Origin of the sequence: Burkholderia humptydooensis, from assembly GCF_001513745.1 — a bacterium.
Taxonomy (GTDB): domain Bacteria; phylum Pseudomonadota; class Gammaproteobacteria; order Burkholderiales; family Burkholderiaceae; genus Burkholderia; species Burkholderia humptydooensis.
The window spans coordinates 2958000-2979594 of record NZ_CP013380.1; the positions used below are offsets into that span (position 1 = coordinate 2958000).

General features: G+C 68.2%; 21 protein-coding genes. 11 read left to right on the plus strand and 10 right to left on the minus strand.

Annotated elements, in window-relative coordinates; all coding sequences use genetic code 11:
- Window positions 1–22: 22 nt before the first annotated feature.
- The 6 genes from AQ610_RS13175 to AQ610_RS13200 form a co-directional block, all read right to left on the minus strand.
- A complete protein-coding gene (locus AQ610_RS13175) occupies window positions 23–1570 on the minus strand; it encodes a 2-isopropylmalate synthase (protein WP_006025093.1) in 1548 nt (515 codons plus the stop codon).
- Window positions 1571–1928: 358 nt separating this feature from the next.
- Entirely contained in the window at window positions 1929–2801 is an 873-nt protein-coding gene (gene pssA / locus AQ610_RS13180) for a CDP-diacylglycerol--serine O-phosphatidyltransferase (protein ID WP_006025092.1), read from the minus strand.
- Window positions 2802–2817: 16 nt separating this feature from the next.
- Window positions 2818–3468, minus strand: coding sequence for a phosphatidylserine decarboxylase (locus AQ610_RS13185; protein ID WP_006025091.1), 651 nt, complete (start codon window positions 3466–3468; stop codon window positions 2818–2820).
- Window positions 3469–3589: 121 nt separating this feature from the next.
- Window positions 3590–4606, minus strand: coding sequence for a ketol-acid reductoisomerase (gene ilvC, locus AQ610_RS13190; protein WP_006025090.1), 1017 nt, complete (start codon window positions 4604–4606; stop codon window positions 3590–3592).
- Window positions 4607–4688: 82 nt separating this feature from the next.
- A complete protein-coding gene (ilvN, locus tag AQ610_RS13195; protein WP_004186134.1) occupies window positions 4689–5180 on the minus strand; it encodes an acetolactate synthase small subunit in 492 nt (163 codons plus the stop codon).
- Between the two features lie 111 nt (window positions 5181–5291).
- Window positions 5292–7055 carry an acetolactate synthase 3 catalytic subunit gene (locus AQ610_RS13200; protein WP_006025089.1) on the minus strand — a complete coding sequence of 588 codons (1764 nt, stop codon included), beginning with the start codon at window positions 7053–7055 and terminating at the stop codon, window positions 5292–5294.
- A 385-nt stretch (window positions 7056–7440) separates the two neighbouring features.
- Between AQ610_RS13200 and AQ610_RS13205 the strand changes: the two genes are divergently transcribed.
- The 11 genes from AQ610_RS13205 (at window position 7441) to AQ610_RS13255 (ending at window position 16874) form a co-directional block, all read left to right on the plus strand.
- Window positions 7441–8001, plus strand: coding sequence for an RNA polymerase sigma factor (locus tag AQ610_RS13205; protein ID WP_006025088.1), 561 nt, complete (start codon window positions 7441–7443; stop codon window positions 7999–8001).
- The gene (locus AQ610_RS13210; RefSeq protein WP_006025087.1) at window positions 7998–8420 is read left to right on the plus strand and encodes a DUF3619 family protein; all 423 of its coding nucleotides are present in this window, start codon (window positions 7998–8000) and stop codon (window positions 8418–8420) included. The genes AQ610_RS13205 and AQ610_RS13210 overlap by 4 nt, the downstream gene beginning before the upstream one ends.
- Window positions 8421–8450: 30 nt before the next feature.
- Window positions 8451–9200: a DUF3106 domain-containing protein gene (locus AQ610_RS13215; protein WP_015601828.1), complete on the plus strand. Its 750-nt coding sequence runs from the start codon at window positions 8451–8453 to the stop codon at window positions 9198–9200.
- A gap of 8 nt (window positions 9201–9208) precedes the next feature.
- Complete coding sequence (locus AQ610_RS13220) at window positions 9209–9718, plus strand: RDD family protein (protein ID WP_043282110.1); 510 nt, start codon at window positions 9209–9211, stop codon at window positions 9716–9718.
- A gap of 90 nt (window positions 9719–9808) precedes the next feature.
- Window positions 9809–10747 (plus strand): UDP-2,3-diacylglucosamine diphosphatase, encoded by a 939-nt coding sequence (locus AQ610_RS13225; RefSeq protein ID WP_006025084.1) that lies wholly within the window; start codon window positions 9809–9811, stop codon window positions 10745–10747.
- A gap of 21 nt (window positions 10748–10768) precedes the next feature.
- Window positions 10769–11803: a glycosyltransferase family 4 protein gene (locus tag AQ610_RS13230; protein WP_009911780.1), complete on the plus strand. Its 1035-nt coding sequence runs from the start codon at window positions 10769–10771 to the stop codon at window positions 11801–11803.
- An 8-nt stretch (window positions 11804–11811) separates the two neighbouring features.
- On the plus strand, window positions 11812–12357 hold the full coding sequence (locus AQ610_RS13235; protein WP_006025082.1) for a diacylglycerol kinase: 546 nt from the start codon (window positions 11812–11814) through the stop codon (window positions 12355–12357).
- Between the two features lie 194 nt (window positions 12358–12551).
- Window positions 12552–13271, plus strand: a complete 720-nt coding sequence (locus AQ610_RS13240) for a TetR/AcrR family transcriptional regulator (protein WP_006025081.1) — start codon at window positions 12552–12554, stop codon at window positions 13269–13271.
- Window positions 13268–13855 carry an LOG family protein gene (locus AQ610_RS13245; RefSeq protein WP_006025080.1) on the plus strand — a complete coding sequence of 196 codons (588 nt, stop codon included), beginning with the start codon at window positions 13268–13270 and terminating at the stop codon, window positions 13853–13855. The genes AQ610_RS13240 and AQ610_RS13245 overlap by 4 nt, the downstream gene beginning before the upstream one ends.
- 52 nt (window positions 13856–13907) lie before the next feature.
- Window positions 13908–14666, plus strand: a complete 759-nt coding sequence (locus AQ610_RS13250; protein ID WP_006025079.1) for an SDR family oxidoreductase — start codon at window positions 13908–13910, stop codon at window positions 14664–14666.
- A gap of 309 nt (window positions 14667–14975) precedes the next feature.
- Window positions 14976–16874 (plus strand): ArnT family glycosyltransferase, encoded by a 1899-nt coding sequence (locus tag AQ610_RS13255; protein WP_006025078.1) that lies wholly within the window; start codon window positions 14976–14978, stop codon window positions 16872–16874.
- Between the two features lie 80 nt (window positions 16875–16954).
- Here AQ610_RS13255 and AQ610_RS13260 read toward each other — a convergent pair whose 3' ends face one another.
- The 4 genes from AQ610_RS13260 to AQ610_RS13275 all read right to left on the minus strand — a co-directional run bounded on the left by AQ610_RS13260 (window position 16955) and on the right by AQ610_RS13275 (window position 21520).
- Window positions 16955–18262, minus strand: a complete 1308-nt coding sequence (locus AQ610_RS13260; RefSeq protein ID WP_043282108.1) for an MFS transporter — start codon at window positions 18260–18262, stop codon at window positions 16955–16957.
- Window positions 18263–18506: 244 nt separating this feature from the next.
- The gene (locus tag AQ610_RS13265; protein WP_006025076.1) at window positions 18507–19910 is read right to left on the minus strand and encodes an amidase; all 1404 of its coding nucleotides are present in this window, start codon (window positions 19908–19910) and stop codon (window positions 18507–18509) included.
- 240 nt (window positions 19911–20150) lie between these two features.
- Window positions 20151–20792, minus strand: coding sequence for a DUF924 family protein (locus AQ610_RS13270; protein WP_009911768.1), 642 nt, complete (start codon window positions 20790–20792; stop codon window positions 20151–20153).
- A complete protein-coding gene (locus tag AQ610_RS13275; RefSeq protein ID WP_009911767.1) occupies window positions 20789–21520 on the minus strand; it encodes an alanyl-tRNA editing protein in 732 nt (243 codons plus the stop codon). Before AQ610_RS13275 ends, AQ610_RS13270 begins: the two co-directional genes overlap by 4 nt.
- Window positions 21521–21595 lie beyond the last annotated feature (75 nt).

The window sequence follows — 21595 nt, forward strand, 5'->3', positions numbered from 1 at the left end:
CGGCGCGAGGGCGCGACATGCGCTACGCGCGTTGCGGATTCAGCTTGTCTGCGTTCGAGTGCAGCTTGTTGAGCGCGGCGATATACGCCTTCGCCGACGCGGCGACGATGTCCGGATCGGTGCCGACGCCGTTGACGATCCGCCCGCTCTTCGACAGACGCACCGTCACCTCGCCCTGCGCCTGCGTGCCCGTCGTGATCGCGTTGACCGAATACAGCAGCAGCTCGGCGCCGCTGCCGACCTCGGTCTCGATCGCGTTGAACGTCGCGTCGACGGGACCGTTGCCGCTCGCCTCGCCCGCCACCTCATCGCCGTCGACGGCGAACACGACCTTCGCCTGCGGCCGCTCGCCCGTCTCCGAGCGCTGCGCGAGCGACACGAACTTGTAGTGCTCGTGCTCCTGCGCGAGCGCCGATTCCTCTTCGGTGACGATCGCGATGATGTCCTCGTCGAAGATCTCGGCCTTGCGGTCGGCGAGATCCTTGAAGCGCGCGAACGCCGCGTTCAGCTCGGCTTCGCTGTCGAGCGACACGCCGAGCTCCTGCAGGCGCTGCTTGAACGCGTTGCGCCCCGACAGCTTGCCGAGCACGATCTTGTTCGCGGTCCAGCCGACATCTTCCGCGCGCATGATCTCGTACGTGTCGCGCGCCTTCAGCACGCCGTCCTGGTGGATGCCCGACGCGTGCGCGAACGCGTTCGCGCCGACCACCGCCTTGTTCGGCTGCACGACGAAGCCCGTGATCTGCGACACGAGCTTCGACGCCGGCACGATCTGCGTCGTGTCGATGCCGAGATCGAGGCCGAAGTAGTCCTTGCGGGTCTTCACGGCCATCACGATTTCCTCGAGCGACGTGTTGCCCGCGCGCTCGCCGAGGCCGTTGATCGTGCACTCGACCTGGCGCGCGCCGCCGATCTTCACGCCGGCGAGCGAGTTCGCGACCGCCATCCCCAGATCGTTGTGGCAGTGCACCGAGAAGATCGCCTTGTCCGAATTCGGGATGCGCTCGCGCAGCGTCTTCACGAGGTTGCCGTACAGTTCCGGCACGCCGTAGCCGACGGTGTCCGCGATGTTGATCGTCGTCGCGCCCTCGGCGATCACAGCCTCGAGCACGCGGCAGAGGAAATCCATGTCCGAGCGGCTGCCGTCTTCCGGCGAGAATTCGATGTTGTCGGTGAACTTGCGCGCGAAGCGCACCGCGAGGCGCGCCTGCTCGTACACCTGGTCCGGCGTCATCCGCAGCTTCTTCTCCATGTGCAGCGGCGACGTCGCGATGAACGTGTGGATCCGGAAGCTGTTCGCGGGCTTGAGCGCATCCGCCGCGCGCTGGATGTCCTTGTCGTTCGCGCGCGCGAGCGAGCAGATCGTGCTGTCCTTCACTTGCGACGCGATCGCATGGATCGCGTCGAAATCGCCGTTCGAGCTGGCCGCGAAGCCGGCTTCGATCACGTCGACCCTCATGCGCTCGAGGTGCTTCGCGATGCGGATTTTCTCTTCCTTCGTCATCGACGCACCGGGCGATTGCTCGCCGTCGCGCAACGTCGTGTCGAAAATGATCAGCTTGTCTGTCATGGGGACTCCAGGTGTCGAATGGGGAAACACACGTGATGAAGCTCGCGCCACCGCAGGCGACGCTAGACAACAGACGAAGCTCGACGGAGGGCGAAAACGGTCAGCGCGGCAGGCGCGCCAAGGCTAGCGCGCGTAGCGGCGCACCGGCTAGAAGAAGGAAGAGGCGGGAAAATGCGGTCATGCCGACGAATATAGCGGCATTCCCGGCCGCGCGCAATCGGCGCTTTTATCGAGGGCCGGAACGGCGCCCCGCGCGGCGGGCGGGCAAGAAAAACGGCGGCCTTGCGGGCCGCCGTTCTCGGGACGTCCGGCGAGATCCGGACGCGACTCCCGGCGCCGTTCCGGCCGGGAGCGCCCGTCAGTGCTCGCGCTGCGACGAGCGCGCCGGATTCGCGCGGCCGCGCACCGCCATATAGGCCCAGAACACGTAGCCGGACAGCCCGTACAGCACAAAGAGGCCGAACAGCATCAACGGCGGATCGGACGACACGAGCACGAACGCGACGACGACGAGCAGGATCGCCGCGAACGGCACCCGGTGCCTGACGTCAAGCGCCTTGCCGCTGTAGAACGGCGCGTTCGACACCATCGTCACGCCCGCGTAGATCGTCAGCACGAATGCGACCCACGGCAGCCAGCCGAGCTTCATCGGCACGCGGTTGTCCGTCGCGAGCCACACGAAGCCCGCGATCAGCGCCGCGGCGGCCGGGCTCGGCAGCCCCTGGAAGAAGCGCTTGTCGACGACGCCGATGTTCGTGTTGAAGCGCGCGAGCCGCAGCGCGGCGCCCGAGCAGTAGACGAACGCGGCGAGCCAGCCCCAGCGCCCCAGATCCTTCAGCACCCACTCGTACATCACGAGCGCGGGCGCGACGCCGAACGACACCATGTCCGACAGGCTGTCGAACTGCTCGCCGAACGCGCTCTGCGTGTGCGTCATGCGCGCGACGCGGCCGTCCATCCCGTCGAGCACCATCGCGGCGAATATCGCGATCGCGGCGGTCTCGAAGCGCACGTTCATCGCCTGCACGACGGCGAAGAAGCCGCAGAAGAGCGCGGCCGTCGTGAACGCGTTCGGCAGCAGATAGATGCCGCGCGTCCTCAAAAACTGCTGGCGCGCGGCGCGCCGGCTCTCGACCGGCGCGACGTCCTGCGCGACCGATTTGTTGTGACGAAACGACCGCGGCCACGAGGCATTGCCGTTGCGCGGCCGGCGCGGTTTGAATGCGGCCATCGATACGTCTTCCCGATTACTGTTGTTCGGGCAGTTCGGCGAGGATCGTCGACGATGCGGACACCTTCTCGCCGATCGACACGCGCGCCCGGCTGCCCTTCGGCAGATACACGTCGACGCGCGAGCCGAAGCGGATGAAACCATAGCGCTGGCCGCGCGACAGCGGCTCGCCCGCGCGCACGTAGCAGAGGATCCGGCGCGCGACGAGGCCCGCGATCTGCACGGCCGTCACGGTGTGGCCCGAGCCCGTCTGGATCACGACCGCGTTGCGCTCGTTCTCGGCCGACGCCTTGTCGAGCGCGGCGTTCAGGAACGCGCCAGGGAAATATTCGACCTTCTGCACCGCGCCGTCGACGGGCGAGCGCTGCGAGTGCACATTGAACACGTTCATGAACACGCTGATCTTCAGCGCTTCGCGATTCGCGTACGGATCGTGCGCCATTTCGACCGCGACGATGCGCCCGTCTGCCGGGCACAGCACCGCGTTCGCCTGCGTCGGAATCGCGCGCGGCGGATCGCGGAAGAACTGGACCACGAAGACGAGCAGCAGCCAGAACGGCCACGCGAGGCCGAACCCGCCGACGGCGTGGATCAACAGCGCGACGACGGCCGCGATCGCGATGAACGGCCAGCCTTCGCGCGCGATGATCGGATGAGGATAGTTCATGGTTCGTTCTTCGATGAATTGCAAAGCCCGTAGGATAGCAAAAGCCGCCCTCGGCTCCGGTGCCTTCGGGCGGCTTTTTGACGCCGGCCCTCGATTCGAGGGCCGGATATCGATGCGCAGCTTAGTTCTTCGACTGGTCGACGAGCTTGTTCTTCGCGATCCACGGCATCATCGCGCGCAGCTTCGCGCCGACCTGCTCGATCTGGTGCTCGGCCGTCAGGCGGCGGCGCGACTGCAGCGTCGGCGCGCCCGCCTTGTTCTCGAGGATGAAGCTCTTCGCGTATTCGCCCGTCTGGATATCGGTCAGGCACTGCTTCATCGCCTTCTTCGTCTCTTCGGTGACGACGCGCGGGCCCGTCACGTACTCGCCGTATTCGGCGTTGTTCGAGATCGAGTAGTTCATGTTCGCGATGCCGCCTTCATAGATCAGGTCGACGATCAGCTTCAGCTCGTGCAGGCACTCGAAGTACGCCATTTCCGGCGCGTAGCCCGCTTCGACGAGCGTCTCGAAACCGGCCTTGATGAGCTCGACGGTGCCGCCGCACAGCACGGCCTGCTCGCCGAACAGGTCGGTTTCCGTCTCCTCGCGGAAGTTCGTTTCGATGATGCCGGCACGGCCGCCGCCGTTGGCCGCCGCGTACGACAGCGCGATGTCGCGCGCCGCGCCCGACTTGTCCTGCGCGACCGCAATCAGGTGCGGCACGCCGCCGCCCTGTGCGTACGTGCCGCGCACCGTGTGGCCCGGCGCCTTCGGCGCGACCATGATCACGTCGAGATCCGCGCGCGGGATCACCTGGCCGTAGTGGACGTTGAAGCCGTGGGCGAACGCGAGCGTCGCGCCTTCCTTGATGTTCGCGTGCACTTCCTGCGCGTAGACGGCGGCGATCTGCTCGTCGGGCAGCAGCATCATCACGACGTCCGCGCCCTTCACGGCTTCGGCGACTTCCTTGACCGCGAGGCCGGCGTTCTCGGCCTTGCTCCACGACGCGCCGCCGCGACGCAGACCGACCGTCACGTTCACGCCGCTGTCCTTCAGGTTCAGTGCGTGCGCATGGCCTTGCGAGCCGTAACCGATGATCGTCACCTGTTTGCCCTTGATGAGGGAGAGGTCGGCGTCCTTGTCGTAGAAAACTTTCATGATTGTTCCTTCGCTGATTCAGTGAAATTCGTAAGTGAGGCCGGGCTCTGACGGCGCACCCGGCGCGTTCGTCGCGGCGGCGTCAGACCTTCAGAATGCGCTCGCCGCGACCGATGCCCGAGCTGCCGGTGCGCACGGTTTCGAGAATCGAGCCCGCGTCCAGCGCCTGAATGAATGCGTCGAGCTTGTCGCTCGCACCCGTCAATTCGATCGTGTAGGTCTTCTCGGTCACGTCGATGATGCGGCCGCGGAAAATATCCGCCATCCGCTTCATTTCTTCGCGCTCCTTGCCCACTGCCCTCACCTTGATGAGCATCAGCTCCCGCTCGATGTGTGCACCGTCGGTCAGGTCCACCACTTTCACCACCTCGATCAGGCGGTTCAGATGCTTCGTGATCTGTTCGATCACGTCGTCGGAGCCGATGGAGACGATGGTCAGGCGCGACAGCGACTGGTCTTCGGTCGGCGCCACCGTCAAGGTTTCGATGTTGTAGCCGCGTGCCGAGAACAGACCGACGACGCGCGACAGCGCGCCCGGTTCGTTTTCCAGCAGGACGGAAATGATGTGTCTCATGTTCGCTTCTTCCAGAAATATCCCGTGTCGTTGCGTATCGCGCAGCGCCCGCCGCGTGCCGCGCCGCCCTTCGTGAAGGCGGCCACCCGCGGCCTCGGGCGCCTCGCGCCGTTACAGATCTTCCGATCCGAGCAGCATCTCGGTGATGCCCTTGCCGGCCTGGACCATCGGCCAGACGTTCTCGGTCGGGTCGGTCTGGAAGTCGAGAAACACGGTGCGGTCCTTCAGGCGCAGCGCTTCCTTGAGCGCCGGCTCGACGTCCGCGGATTTTTCGATGCGCATCCCGACGTGGCCGTACGCCTGCGCGAGCTTCACGAAATCCGGCAGCGCATCCATGTACGAATGCGAATAGCGCTTGCTGTATTCGATCTGCTGCCACTGGCGGACCATGCCGAGATAGCGGTTGTTCAGCGAAATGATCTTCACCGGGGTGTCGTACTGCTTGCAGGTCGACAGCTCCTGGATGCACATCTGGATCGAGCCTTCGCCCGTGATGCAGACGACTTCGTCGTCCGGGTGCGCCATCTTGACGCCCATCGCGGCGGGCAGGCCGAAGCCCATCGTGCCGAGGCCGCCCGAATTGATCCAGCGGCGCGGCTTGTTGAAACGGTAGAACTGCGCGGCCCACATCTGATGCTGGCCGACGTCCGAGCAGACGAACGCGTTGCCGTCGGTGAGCTCCCAGAGCTTCTCGACGACGTATTGCGGCTTGATGATCTCGCTCTTGCGGTCGTATTTCAGGCAATCCTTCTCGCGCCAGCTCTCGATGTCCTTCCACCATTGCGCGAGCGCCTCGGTGTCCGGGCCGTGCTCGGCCGTCTGCAGTTGCTCGATCAGCTCCTTCAGCACTTCCTTCACGTCGCCGACGATCGGGATGTCGACCTTCACGCGCTTCGAAATCGACGACGGGTCGATGTCGATATGGATGATCTTGCGCGGACGCGACGCGAAGTGGCCCGGATCGCCGATCACGCGGTCGTCGAAGCGCGCGCCGATCGCGATCAGCACGTCGCAGTGCTGCATCGCCATGTTGGCTTCGTAGGTGCCGTGCATGCCGAGCATGCCGAGGAATTTCTTGTCCGACGCGCGATAGCCGCCGAGGCCCATCAGCGTGTTCGTGACCGGATAGCCGAGCAGGTCCGCGAACTGGTTCAGTTCGCGCGCCGCGTCGGCGAGGATGATGCCGCCGCCCGTGTAGATGTACGGACGCTTCGCGGACAGCAGCGACGACACCGCCTTGCGGATCTGCCCCGAGTGGCCTTTCGTGACCGGGTTGTACGAGCGCAGCGACACGCTCTTGACGGGCTCGTACTCGCACGGCGTCTTCGAGATGTCCTTCGGGATGTCGATGAGGACGGGACCCGGGCGCCCGGTGCGCGCGATGTAGAACGCCTTCTTGACGGTTTCCGCGAGCTCGCGCACGTCCTTCACGAGGAAGTTGTGCTTCACGCACGGCCGCGTGATGCCGACGGTGTCGCACTCCTGGAACGCGTCCTGGCCGATCGCCGCGGTCGGCACCTGGCCGCTGATCACGACGAGCGGGATCGAATCCATGTAGGCGGTGGCGATGCCCGTCACCGCGTTCGTCACGCCCGGGCCGGACGTGACGAGGCACACGCCGACCTTGCCCGTCGAGCGCGAGTACCCGTCCGCGGCGTGCACGGCGGCCTGCTCGTGGCGCACGAGCACGTGTTGAATCTTGTCTTGCTTGTACAGCTCGTCGTAGATGTAGAGGACCGAGCCGCCAGGATAGCCCCAGATGAATTCGACGTTCTCGTCGGCCAGTGCCTTCATGAGCACGGTGGCGCCGATGGAGCCGGTTTTCTGAGGGGAAAGGGATTCCGACGTGGAGAATTCCGCGCTGGGCATGTTCATCTTGGACCTTTCGAATTTTCGGCAAAAAATTGATCGGGTGCTCTCTGCCGGGCTTGTGGCTCGGGTTCAAGCGGCGCGTCCAGTTGAAAGGCGGGCTTCATGGGCCAGCCTCAAATGTGACCATCACTCATGTTGCGAACTGGCAACGATAGCGGCTCGCCGGCGGGCGGTCAAGCGGAAAATCCCGCGGCGCATCAATCGCCTGCGAGTAGCGGCGGCGAACGCCCGGCCGGCGGCGGCGGCAAACCGCCGCGCACGCCCCTTCCGGCGGCCCAACCGCCCGAACTGGATGCCGTTCGCCGCGAAAATTTGTTAGCATCCGCGAGTTTTACGAATTTTTTCCGATCTTTTCACGCCGCAAGAACGCAGCGCAGACCTTTACGGAATGGCATCAGACAAGGAACTCGCGGACTTTCTGGCGGGCGTCGAAAGGCGCGCGTTCAAGCAGGCTGCGTACACGGTGCGCGACGACGACGCGTCGCTCGACATCGTGCAGGACGCGATGATTCGGCTCGCGGAGAAATACGGCGACCGCCCGGCCGCCGAATTGCCGCTGCTTTTTCAACGGATACTTCAGAACGCGATCCACGACCATTTCCGCAGACAAAAAGTGCGCAACACCTGGGTCAGCCTGTTCTCGTCGCTGAACAACACCGACGACGACGAGTTCGACCCGCTGGAGACGCTCGAGTCGGCGGAGGGCGACGGCGTCGAGAGCGGCGAGACGCGGCTCGAGCGCGAGCAGGTGCTCGCCCTCATCGACGACGAAATCCAGAAACTTCCGGCGCGTCAACGGGAAGCCTTCCTGATGCGTTATTGGGAGGATATGGATGTCGCCGAGACAGCCGCCGCCATGGGGTGTTCGGAAGGCAGCGTCAAGACGCACTGCTCCCGGGCCACTCACACATTGGCGTTGGCGCTCAAGGCCAAAGGAATCACGCTATGAGCTCCGCTCCCGCAACGAAAGAAGAACTCGATTTCGCCCTCAAGGTGCGTCGCGCGCTCGACGAGCGCGCGGCCTCGCTGCCTGCCGCGACGACGGATCGGCTCGCCGCCGCGCGCCGCGCCGCGCTCGCGCGCAAGAAGCCCGACGCCGCGGTCGTGCTCGTGCCGGCGCTCGCCGGCAGCGCCGGCACGCTCGAGCTGCGCCCGCCCGGCGAGCCGCGCAAGTCGCTCGCGCGCCGGCTCGCGCGCGCGTGGCCGCTCGCGCTGCTGCTCGCGGGGCTCATCGGCATCGCGTACTGGGAAGACATGCAGCGCACGGCGGAGCTCGCGGACATCGACGCCGCGATGCTGAGCGACAACCTGCCTCTCACCGCGTACCTCGACCACGGGTTCAACGCATACCTTTCGCACACTCACTAACGCCAACGCATCAAGAAGAGGAACGCACGGGTGAGTCAAAAACGGGGATTGGCTGTCTTTTTCGGTTGCGTGATCGCGCTCGTCGTCGCGTACGCCGCCACCTACCCGCGCTTTCACCCACAACCGGCCGCGGTGGCGGCGGCGAGTGCGCCCGCTATCGCATCGGCCGCGATCGCGCTGTCGACCGACTTCCCGCCGCTGCCGCCGTCGGGCCCGCTCTCCTGGGCGCGCCTCACGCCGCAGCAGCGCGTCGCGCTCGCGCCGTTCGCGAATCAATGGGATTCGTTCAGCGACGAGCGCAAGCGCAAATGGCTGAAGATCGCGGCGCGCTTCCCGAAAATGTCGCCTGATGCGCAAAAGCGTCTGCAGGAACGGATGACCGAGTGGGTCCGGATGACGCCCGAGCAGCGCCGCGTCGCGCGCGAGAACTATCTGGTGTCGAAGGACCTGTCCGCGCAGGCCCGCGAAAAAGCCTGGAAAGCTTACCAGCAGCTATCGCCCGAGCAGAAGGAAAAGCTCGCCGCGGCCGAGCGCCGGCGCCGGCCGACCGTCGTCAGCGCGCCGCCCACCGGCAAGACCGACCGCGACATCAACCGGCTCGTCAACGCGCACGACCGCCATCCGGCGAGCGCGCCCACCGCGAGCATCGCGCCGCCCGCAGCGAGCGCGCCGGCCGCGGCGCCCGTGCCGGCGTCGGCCGCAACGACGGGCGCCGCCACGCCGCCCGCGCCGACGCCCGTCTCGCCGTCCGAGGCGCCGTCGCTCTTCAACGGCTCGTAAGCCTCTTCGTGACAGCGCCCGCGCTCCCGTCCGAGCCTCCGCCGCCGAGCGTGCGCCGCCGGCTTGCCGCCCTCGCGTACGAGGGCCTGCTGCTCTTCGGCGTCGTGTTCTTCGCGGGCCTCGCGTTCGGCGTGACGCTGCAGCAGCGCAACGGCCTCGATCATCACAACCTGCTCGCCGGATGGATCGCGCTCGTCGTCGGCGCGTACTTCGTCTGGTTCTGGACGCACGGCGGCCAGACGCTGCCGATGAAAACGTGGCGGCTGCGCGTCGAGACCGCGCGCGGCGCGCCGCTGTCGGCGGGCCGCGCGCTCGTGCGCTACGCGCTCGGCTGGCTGTGGTTCCTGCCGCCCCTCGCGCTGCACCCGCTCGCGGGCTTCCCGGTGCCTCGCACGCTCGCCGCGGCGGCCGTCTGGTTCGTGCTGTGGGCGCTCGCCGCGCGCCTGCACCCGAGCCGCCAGTTCCCGCACGACCGCCTCGCCGGCACCCGCATCGTCGACGCGCCCCGCCGCGGCTGATTCCCCGTAATAAGAACGTCTCGTGACTGTCACGGTACAGTCACGCCCGCATGGCGCAATGCCGATAACGTCAACCGGCGCGAGTCATGCATGGGCAAAAAAACGTCCGCGACCTCCTTCTTTCGTGATCCTGCTGGCCTGCACGCCGCCAGCGCTTTCCTGTCCGGCTCGGCGGCGAGCGACACGCTCGCGCCGGCCCGCCCTCCCGCCGCGAGCGCCACGCGGCACGACGACAACGAGCCCGCGTCGCACCGCTACCGGACGATCTGGCTGTCGGACATCCACCTCGGCACGAGCGGCTGCCAGGCCGGCTACCTGCTCGATTTTCTCAAGCACAACGAATCGGAGTACCTGTACCTCGTCGGCGACATCATCGACGGCTGGCAGCTCAGAAAAGGCTGGTACTGGCCGCAGGCGCACAACGACGTGGTGCAGAAGGTCCTGCGCAAGGCGAGGAAGGGCACGCAAGTCGTCTACATTCCCGGCAACCACGACGAAGCCGCGCGCCAGTTCTGCGATCTCGCGTTCGGCGAGATCCACGTGCGCGGCGAGGCGTTCCACACGACGCTCACGGGCAAACGTTTGTGGATCGTGCACGGCGATCTGTTCGACGGCGTGATCCAGCACGCGAAATGGCTCGCCTATCTCGGCGACACGCTGTACACGCTGATCCTCGTGCTGAACCGCTGGTTCAACCGGATCAGAAGCCGCTTCGGCTTCCAGTACTGGTCGCTGTCGCAATACCTGAAGCACCAGGTGAAGAACGCCGTGAACTTCATTTCGTCGTTCGAAGCAGTGATGACCGACGAAGCGCGCCGCCGCGGCTGCGACGGCGTCGTTTGCGGCCATATCCACAAGGCCGAGATCCGCGACATCGACGGCGTGCTGTACTGCAACGACGGCGACTGGGTCGAAAGCCTGTCCGCGCTCGTCGAGACGATGGAGGGCGAACTGAAGGTCGTCTACTGGACCGTGATGCGCACGCCGCCCGCCGCGCTGTCGCGCAAGACCAAAGCCGCCACCGCCTGATCCCCTCTAGGACTGCCTGCGATGAAAATCATGATCGTCACCGATGCGTGGGAGCCGCAAGTCAACGGCGTCGTGCGCACGCTCAAGAGCACCGCGCGCGAGCTCACCGCGCTCGGCCACCGCGTCGAGCTCGTCACGCCGCTCGAATTCCGCACGGTGCCCTGCCCGACCTATCCCGAAATCCGCCTGTCGATCCTGCCGTACCGGCGGCTGCGCGAGCGCCTGAGCGCGTTCGAGCCGGACGCGCTGCACATCGCGACGGAAGGCCCGCTCGGGCTCGCCGCGCGCCGCTACGCGCGCGCGCGCAAGCTGCCGTTCACGACCGCATACCACACGCGCTTTCCGGAGTACGTGCAGGCGCGCTTCGGCGTGCCGCTGTCGGCGACCTACCGCTTCCTGCGGTGGTTCCACGGCGCGTCGCTCGCGGTGATGGCGCCGACGCCCGTCGTCAAGGACGACCTCGAGCGCTTCGGCTTCGACAACGTCGTGCTGTGGACCCGCGGCGTCGATCTCGACGTCTTCCAGCCGATGGAATCGAAGGTACTCAACACCGCGCGGCCGATCTTCCTGTATGTCGGCCGCGTCGCGATCGAGAAGAACGTCGAGGCGTTCCTGAAGCTCGACCTGCCCGGCTCGAAATGGGTCGCGGGCGAAGGGCCCGCGCTCGCCGAGCTCAAATCGCGCTATCCTGAGGCGAATTACCTCGGCGTGCTGACGCAGGCGGAGCTCGCCAAGGTATACGCGGCGGCCGACGTGTTCGTGTTCCCGAGCCGCACCGACACGTTCGGGCTCGTGCTGCTCGAGGCGCTCGCGTGCGGCACGCCCGTCGCCGCGTATCCGGTGACGGGGCCCGTCGACGTGCTCGGCAGCAGCGGCGCGGGCGCGATGAACGACGACCTGCGCGAAGCATGCCTCGAGGCGCTGAAGATCGCTCGGCCGCATGCGCGCGCGTGGGCCGAGCGCTTCTCGTGGCGCGCGGCGTCCGAGCAGTTCGCATCGCACCTGAAGCCGCTGCCGAAATCCGCCTGCCCACACACCGAAGGCGCAGCCGTTTGAAACCAGCCATGCGCGCGAAAGCGCCCTCTGCCGGCTCGTCGCGAAAGCCGGCCGCATCTGCCGGCGCGACGCGTCCCGCCCACGTCCGCCTCGCGCCGTCTGAAACGCACGAGCCGCCCGAACCGCACGAGCCGCTCGGCCCGGACGATCCGCTCGCGCTGCCGCACAACCCATACAAGGGCAATCGCGGCCTGATGCGCGCGTGGTACGCGCTCAAGAATTCATACAACGGCTTTCGCGTCGCGATCCGCGAAGAGAGCGCGTTCCGGCAGGAGCTCACGCTCGCGGCGATCATGCTGCCGATCGCCGCGTTCGTGCCCGTCGAGCCGGCGTCGCGTGCGCTCCTGATCGGCACCGTGCTGCTCGTGCTGATCGTCGAGCTGCTGAACTCGAGCGTCGAGACGGCGATCGACCGGATCTCGCTCGAGCGCCACGAGTTGTCGAAGCGCGCGAAGGATCTCGGCAGCGCGGCCGTCACGGTCGCGCTCTGCGCGTGCGTGGCCACCTGGGGCCTCATACTCGGCCCGCTCGTCTGGCACAAGCTCGCCGGCTAGACGGGGCGCGGCGTTTTGCGCTTGCGTGCGACGCAGCACCGCCGGGTATGCCCCGATGACGAAATACGCCGGACGCGCAAGGTAGCGGTTTATAATCGCCCGACAGCCTTCAAAACAGCAACCCGAGCCGGACTACGATTCACGCAGCAGTATTGGCAGCGCCCGCCTGTCCGGCAAACACAGGGCCGGACGACATGGAAGCGAAACCTCCCCGCCGCACGCGCGAACGGATACTTGAGTTGTCGTTGAAACTCTTCAACGAGATCGGCGAGCCGAACGTCACGACGACGACGATCGCCGAGGAAATGGAAATCAGCCCAGGCAACCTGTACTACCATTTCCGCAACAAGGACGACATCATCAACAGCATCTTCGCGCAGTTCGAACAGCAGATCGAACGGCGCCTGCGTTTTCCCGAAGATCATCGGCCGACGATCGACGAAACGTGGTCGTACCTGCAGTACATGGCCGACTTCATGTGGACCTATCGGTTCCTCTATCGCGATCTGAACGATCTGCTCGCGCGCAACCGCACGCTCGAAACGCACTTCAAGCAGATCATCAGCCACAAGGTCCGCTTCGCGCGCGAGATGTGCGAGCTGCTCGCGGCCGACGGCGAGCTCGTCGCGACGCCCGCCGAGATCGAGGTGATCGCGACCAACATGGCCGTGATCGCCACCTACTGGCTGTCGTATCAATACGTGATGCATCCGCGCAAGTACAACGATCAGGACGCGATTCGCGAGGAGCTGCATCAGGTCAGCATGCACGTGATCTCGGTGATCGCGCCGTATCTGCGCGGCCGCTCGCGGCAGATCTTCGACGATCTCGTATCGGGCAAGCTGCCGAAGCGCGAGTTCCACGACTACCTGCCGCCGCGCGACGGTTCGCCGCGCAAGGACGCGAAGCAATGAAGAGCGTCTGCGTCTATTGCGGTTCGGCCAACGGCGTGAAGCCCGTCTACACGGAAGCGGCGCGCGCGTTCGGCCGCGCGCTCGCGAACGCCGGCCTCACGCTCGTCTACGGCGGCGGGCGCGTCGGCCTGATGGGCGTGATCGCCGATGAAGTGATCGTGTCGGGCGGGCGCGCGATCGGCGTCATCACGGAGCTGCTCTACGACAAGGAAGTCGGCCACACCGGCTTGACCGAGCTGCACGTCGTGCCCGACATGCATCATCGCAAGAAGATGATGGCCGAGCTCGCGGACGCGTTCGTCGCGATGCCGGGCGGCGCGGGTACGCTCGAGGAGTTCTTCGAGGTCTACACGTGGGCGCAGCTCGGCTATCACCGCAAGCCCGTCGCGCTCTATAACGTCGACGCGTTCTACCAGCCGCTCATCGCGCTCCTCGAGCACACCGTCGACGAAGGCTTCATGCAGCGCACGTACTTCGACGCGCTGTGCATCGACGCCGCACCCGACGCGCTCATCGATCAGCTCGCCCGGTATCGTCCGCCCGCGCGCGACAAATGGACGTTCGTGTCGGAGCAGGACGCGTGAGCCGGCGCGACGCTTCGTGCACGCGCGAGGCGCCCGGGCCGAGGTCCAAGCAATGACGAATCCGTCCGCCAAAGTCGTTCTCATCACCGGCGCGAGCCGCGGCATCGGCCGCGCGACCGCGCTTCTCGCCGCCGCGCGCGGCTGGTCAGTCGGCATCAACTACGCACGTGACGCGGCAGCCGCCGACGCGACCGCCGACGCGGTGCGCGCCACGGGCGCGCAAGCGTGCGTCGTGCGCGGCGACGTCGCGAACGAAGCCGACGTGATCGCCATGTTCGACGCATTGCAGTCCGCGTTCGGCCGGCTCGACGCGCTCGTCAACAATGCGGGAATCGTCGCGCCGTCGCTGCCGCTCGCCGACATGGACGCCGCGCGCCTGAAACGCGTGTTCGACACCAACGTGCTCGGCGCGTATCTGTGCGCGCGCGAGGCCGCGCGGCGGCTGTCGACCGATCGCGGCGGCGCGGGCGGCGCGATCGTCAACGTGTCGTCGATCGCCGCGCGGCTCGGCTCGCCGGACGAGTACGTCGACTATGCGGGGTCGAAGGGCGCGGTCGACACGTTGACGCTCGGCCTCGCGAAGGAGCTCGGCCCGCACGGCGTGCGCGTGAATGCGGTGCGCCCGGGCCTCATCGCGACCGAGATCCATGCGAGCGGCGGCCAGCCCGGCCGTGCCGAGCGGCTCGGCGTGCAGACGCCGCTCGGACGCGCAGGCGACGCCGACGAGGTCGCCGAGTCGATCGTCTGGCTGCTGAGCGACGCGGCGTCGTACGTGACGGGCGCGCTGCTCGACGTCGGCGGCGGGCGCTGACGCGCGGGCGGCGGCGCGCCGCGCCCGCCGCCGACGTCCGCCAGTCTTATCCTTTCCGGCAAGCCGCCGCGCCATCCGGGCCCGCAATGTTTCGCGCTACGAAAGTTCCTCGCGCCCGCATACAAAACTTCACAATTCTCTGCACTCTTTACAGATTTTCTCCACAATTTCCGTAAACGTTCGTAACAGTCCCGTGGTTTACTAACGGCGACTGCGGCGTATGCCGCGCACATCGCTCCCGCCCTCTCGCGGCCCGAAATCGGCCGGACCCACGCAGTCCGGCCGGCACACACGAAGAGATCACCCAGCATGCAGGGAAATGCCACGCCCGGCAGCCGGCGCGCGCCCGCTTCCGCACATCACGCCGGCCCGCCCGAAAATCATTCGCGCTCGCCGTCCGCCGTGGCGCTCGCCGCCGCCGCGCCCGGCGCCGCGGGAACAGCCGCCGGATCGCGCGGCGCGGCGGCGGACCGCACGCCGCTCGCCGGATTGCGCGCGTGGCTCGTCGCCGCGGCCGTGCTTTGCGCGTACTTGTTGCCGGGCGTCCTCGGCCACGATCCTTGGAAGCAGGACGAAACCTACACGTTCGGCATCATCCAGCACATGCTCGAAAGCGGCGACTTCGTCGTGCCGACCAACGCGGGGCAGCCGTTCCTCGAAAAACCGCCGCTGTACGACTGGGTCGCCACCGGCCTCGCGTGGCTCTTTTCCCGCTACCTGCCGCTGCACGACGCGGCACGGCTCGCGAGCGCGCTGTTCGCCGCACTCGCGTTCGGCTTCACCGCCCGCGCCGCGCGCATCGCGACGGGCGCTGCGCGCTGGCTCGAACTGCCGGTGGTCAGCGCCGTCGCGCTGTGCGCGGGCTCGCTCGTCGTCATCAAGCATTCGCACGACCTGATGACCGACGTCGCGCTGATGGCGGGCACCGCGATGGGCTTTTGCGGGCTGCTCGAACTCGTGATCCGGCACGCCGGCGGCGCGAACGGCGCCGAGGCCGCCCACCCGCCCGCGAACCGCTTCGCGGCCGCTCTCTTCGGCCTGGGCGTCGGCGTCGCGCTGATGTCGAAGGGCCTCTTCGTGCCGCTCGTGTTCGGCGCGACGCTCGCCGCGACGCTCGTTCTCTACCCGGCCTGCCGCAGCCGCGCGTTCTTCCGCTCGCTCGCGATCGCCGCGCTCGTGTGCGCGCCGTTTGCGCTGATCTGGCCGACCGCGCTGTTCCTGCGCTCCGAATCGCTGTTCCTCGTCTGGTTCTGGGAAAACAACGTCGGGCGCTTCTTCGGCTTCTCGGTGCCGACGCTCGGCGCCGAAAACGACAAGCCGCTCTTCATCTGGCGCGCGCTGCTGACGCTCGGCTTTCCGGCCGCGCCGCTCGCGCTCGTCGCACTCGCGCGCGGCCTCTGGCGCGACTGGCGCGCGCCGCGCGTCGCGCTGCCGCTTGCGTTCACGGGCGTCGGAATGGTCGTGCTGCACATCTCCGCGACGTCGCGCCAGTTGTACATCCTGCCGTTCATCGCGCCGCTCGCGCTCGTCGCCGCGCAGGCGATCCCGCGCCTGCCGCAGCGGCTGCATACCGCGTGGGACTATGCGAGCCGGATGCTGTTCGGCATCGCCGTGGCGCTCGTGTGGATCGTCTGGTCGCTGATGTCCGATCACAATGGCCCGCGCGTCGGCTTGCAATGGCTCGGCCGCTGGCTGCCGCTCGACTGGACGATGCCGATCGAGCCCGCGCTCGTGCTGTCCGCGCTCGCGATCACGATCGGCTGGGTCGGCCTGCTGCCGTCGCTGCGGCTCGCTGGCAAGTGGCGCGGCGCGCTGTCGTGGGCGATGGGCGCGCTCGTCGCGTGGGGGCTCGTCTACACGCTGCTGCTGCCGTGGCTCGACGTCGCGAAGAGCTATCGTTCGGTGTTCGAAGATTTGAATCGCCGGCTCGCGCTCGAATGGAACGACGGCGACTGCATGGCGAGCGTCAATCTCGGCGAATCGGAAGCGCCGATGCTCTATTACTTCTCCGGCGTGCTTCACCAGCCTGTCGCGCAGCCGAATGCGAGCGCCTGCACGTGGCTCATCGTGCAGGGCACGCGCGCGAACCCGCCCGAGCTCGGCGCCGAATGGAAGCCGTTCTGGGCAGGCGCCCGGCCCGGCGACGATCAGGAAATGCTGCGCGTCTACGTGCGCACGCCGACCGCGGCAACCGTCGCCCATCCTTGATGCCCGCGGCGCGCGGCAGCCCATGCCGTCGCGCAGGATCGCCTCCCAGGCACGCGCGGCACGCGCCGACGCCGCGCCGGCTAGGGCCCGCTCACGCTCATAACGGGCTTGCGCCTGCCCGGCCAGGTCTCGGCGGCAAGCCAGCCGGCCGCGATGCAGATCGCGTTCGCGACGAGCAGATAACCGGTCGGCGCCATCGGGTTGCCGGTGGTGCCGATGAGCCAGGCGACGATGCTCTGCGCGGTGCCGCCGAACAACGACACCGCGACGGCGTAGACGATCGAGAATCCCGTCGAGCGCACGCGCTGCGGGAAGCTCTCGGCGATCAGCACGATGAGCGCCGCGCCGCTCATGCCGTGCAGGCCGGACAGCACGGCCAGCGTGACGAGGAACACGGCGGGCGTCGGACGCGAGACGATCAATTGCAATGCCGGAAAGATCAGCAGCAACAGCAGTACGCGCGGCCAGATCAGGACCGCACGGCGGCCGACGCGATCCGACAGGCTGCCGCCCGCGAGCGAGCCCACGGCGAGCGCCGCGCCCGTCGCAAACGTCGCGAGCATCGCGACGCCGCCCGGCAGATGCAGTTCGGTCAACGCAAACGTCGTCATGTAGTTGAGGAAATACTGCGTGATCGTGCTGCCGAGCAGAATCATCAGGCCGACCGCGATCGGCCGCCGATGCCGCGCGCTCAGCTCGCGCAGGATGTCGCGCGTCGAGCCGTACGCGCGGTGCGCGTCGATCGTGTCGGACAGCCGGCGGCGGATGTAGACGCCAATCGGCAGCGCCAGCAGGCCGAGCGCGAACGGCACGCGCCAGCCCCACGCGTACAGGTCGGCTTCGGGCAGAGCGAGCGTCAGCGCATAGCCCGCGAGCCCCGCCGTGACCGCCGCGAAGCCCTGCGTCGCGACCTGCCAGCACGCGTACGCGCCGCGCCGCCCAGGCGGCGCGGCTTCGAGAATGTAGGTCGTCGCGGGCCCCGCCTCGCCGCCCCATGCGAGCCCCTGGACCAGCCGCGTGACGACGAGCAGGATCGGCGCCGCGACGCCGATCGTCTCGTATCCCGGGAGCACGGCGATCGCGCCCGTGCCGACCGCCATCATCACGAGCGTCAGCATCATCGCGGGCTTGCGGCCCGCCCGGTCCGCATACGCGCCGATCACGAGTGCGCCGAGCGGCCGCACGACGAAGCCGAGCCCGAACACGGACACCGACAGCAGCAGGCTCACGAACGGGCTCTTCGCCGGAAAGAACGCGTGGCCGATCATCACCGCGAAAGTCGCGTAAGCGCCGAAGTCGAAGAATTCGACCGCATTGCCGAGCGCAACCGCCGCGACGTTGCGGCGGGCGCCGGCGCGCGTCGCGGCCGCGCCGGCCGCGTCGATCATGCCGGCCGGCCGCTCGGGTGCCGGTGGGCAAGCGGGTTCAAGCAGGTCTTCCATGAAGCGTCCTCGATCGAAGCGACGACGATACCGGCCGCGGGTGCGGCGCGAGCGGTGCGAGCGGCGCAAAAGGCATGGGCGTCAGAACCGCGGGCGGCATCACGATGAACAGGCGAAAAAACGAAAAGACGGCGCGGGAGCCGGCTGAAAGCGCGCGGCGGCACACGGAGGCACACGGCACACGGCGCGTTCAGTCGCACCGTCGCGGCGGCGCCGGCCAGCGCGGCATCTCGCCGCGCCACGCCTCATACGCGCGGCCGAGCTGCAGCACGAGCCGGTCGGCGAAGCGCGGCCCGACGATCTGCAGGCCGATCGGCATCCCGTTGCGCGCGAAGCCGCAGTTGATCGACAGCGCCGGCTGCTCGCCCATGTTCCACGGAACCGTGAACGCGATGTGCTCGAACGGCCGCGCCGGATCGTCGGTCGGCCCTGCCCACTCGGCCGGGAAGCCGGCGACGACGTTGGTTGGCGACAGCACCGCGTCGACCGCCTGGAACAGGCGCGCGGCCGCCGCGCGCATCTCGAACGTCGCGCCGAAGCCGCGCACCGCATCGATGCCGGACACCGACGCGCCCTGCCCCGCCCACGCGACGATATACGGCAGGATGCGCTCGCGCGCCGCGGCCGGCAGCCGTTCGAGATCCGCCCATAGCCGCGCCTGCCAGAAACGGTCGAGGCCGTCGAGCATCGCGCGCGACAGCACGGGCGGCGCCGCGACGATCCGCGCGCCGTGCGCGGCGAAGTGCCCGGCCGCCGCTTCCACCGCGGCGACGATCTCCGGCTCCGGCGCGATTCCGCAGCCGGCGTCGAGCATCAGGCCGATCCGCATGCCCTTGACGTCCGCCGGCGCGATCGACCAGTCGATCGCCTCGGGCGGCAGGCTCGTCGCATCGCGCCAGTCCGGCCGCGACAGGAAGCGCATCAGCAGCGCGGCATCGTCGATCGTGCGCGTCATCGGCCCCGCGCAGCGGCCCGTGTAGTACGGATCGATCGGAATCCGCCCGTTCGACGGCTTGAAGCCGACGATCCCGCACCAGCCGGCCGGCAGCCGGATCGACCCGCCGATGTCGGTGCCGACGTGCAGCGGCCCGTAGCCCGCGGCCGCCGCCGCGGCCGCGCCGCTGCTCGAGCCGCCCGGATTCAGATCGAGCCGCCACGGGTTGCGCGTGATGCCGTACAGGCTCGACAGCCCCGACGACAGCATTGCGTAATCGGGCACCGTCGTCTTGCCGATCACGATCGCGCCCGCCTCGCGCAGCCGCGCCGCGGCGGGCGCGTCGACAGTCGCGGGCGGCGCGTCGGCGGCCGCGGCCGAGCCGTGCGCCACCCGATCGCCCTGCGTCGCGATCAGCTCCTTGATCGTCACCGGCACGCCGTCGATCTCGCTGAGCGGCGCGCCCGCGGCCCAGCGGCGCGTCGCCGCGAGCGCCTGCTCGCGCACTTGCGCCGGATCGAAGCGGCACAGCGCGTTCAGATGCGGCTCCCAACGGGCGATGTGGTCGAGCAGCGCGTCCGCGTAGTCGGCGGGCGTCGCGCTGCGGTTCTTGAACCGTTCGGAAAGCGAGCAAGCAGTCAGGTCGAGCAGTTCGGACATGGTATCGGCCTCGCAAGGTTGGAGGCGGGTGGTCGGGCCTTCGTCCGCGGCCGCCCGTCATCGGTGGAACTCACGATAGCAACGCAATAACGGCAATGAATCGCGCGATCGATGTCGAATCGCTCGCACATGCTTCGATCCCCCCGCCTCGCGGCGGACCGCGTCGTTCGCAGCGACAGCGGGCGGATCGAGTGCGCATCGGGCACGCGCCGCCGCGCTCGCGCTCACGGCGGCGCGCGCTCAGAATGACGAGCCGGGCTCCTTCAGGAACGCGACTTCCGCGTCGGTCGACGGCCGGCCGAGCAGCGCGTTCCGATGCGGAAAACGCCCGAAACGCTCGATCACGACCGCATGGCGCAGCGCGTAGCCGTGATAGCCGGCGCAGCCCGCTTCGTCCTTGATCTGCGCGCAGAGCCGCACCGCCTCGCGCTGGCTGTCGGGCGACTCGTCGTGCTCGAACGGCAGATACGCGAACGCGCGGTGGTGCCCCGTCGGCAGCGCGCGGTCCCCGCCCGACGCGACGAGCGCCTTCGCATGCGCGAGCGCCGCGCGGTCGGCCGCGAACGCGAGCGGCGTGCCCCGATGGATGTTGCGCGAGAACTGGTCGAGCACGACGATGAGCGCGAGCGCGCCGAGCGGCGTGCGCGCCCATGCGTCGAGCTCGCCCGCCTTCGCCGCGTCGGTGAGCGCGCCGAATCGCTCGCGCAGTTGCGCGTCGAACGCCGGGCCGCCGCCGAACCACATCTTGCGCGCCGTGCCGAACGCCGGATCGTCGGGCGCGCCGAACCAGAAATCGAGCACGTCGCGCGCGCGGGGATCGAGCGACGCCCGATCGCGCGCCGCGGCTTCGCACACGCCGCCGCCCGCGTGCGGGGCCGTCATGCGAGCTCCAGCACGAGACGGCGCGTGCGCGCGCTTTTCTTCTCGAGCTTCGCGACGCGCAGCGCGCCGATCTCCGCCGTGTTGTGCACATGCGTGCCGCCGCAAGGCTGCAGATCGACGCCTTCGATCCGCAGCAGGCGCACGCGCCCGAGCCCCATCGGCGGCTTCACGCTCATCGTGCGCACGAGTTCCGGGCGCGCGGCCATTTCGTCGTCGGTGATCCATTCGGTCGTCACCGGATGCGCGCCGCCGACGAGTTCGGCAAGGCGCGCCTCCACGAGCTCGCGATCGATCGGCTCGACCGTCGCGAAATCGATCCGCACGTAATCGGCGGTCACGCTGCAGCCGTCGACCGGGTATGGCAGCACCGCGCACAGCAGATGGCTCGCCGTGTGCAGCCGCATCCGGCGGTGCCGCGGCGCCCAGTCGATTTCGGCGACGACCGCATCGCCCGGCCTCACGCCCGAAGCGAGCGGCGCCTGCCCCGGCGCGAGCACGTGCACCGCGTCGTCGGGCGTCGCGCCGTCGAACCTCGCCTTGCGCGTGTCGGCGACGGCAAGCGTCGCGCCGCCCGCGAGCGTCAGCGTGCCGGTATCGCCCGCCTGGCCGCCGCCGAGCGGATAGAACACGGTTCGATCGAGGTGGATGCCGGCTTCGTCGACGGCGGTGACCACCGCGTCGCAACGCGCCAAATAAGCGTCTTCGCGAAAGAGGGCTTGAGTAGCCATGGGGCGTCTCGGATGTCGTTATCGGTGATCGGGGCGATCAGTATGCGGTGCGCCGCGCGCGCCGCGACAGGCACA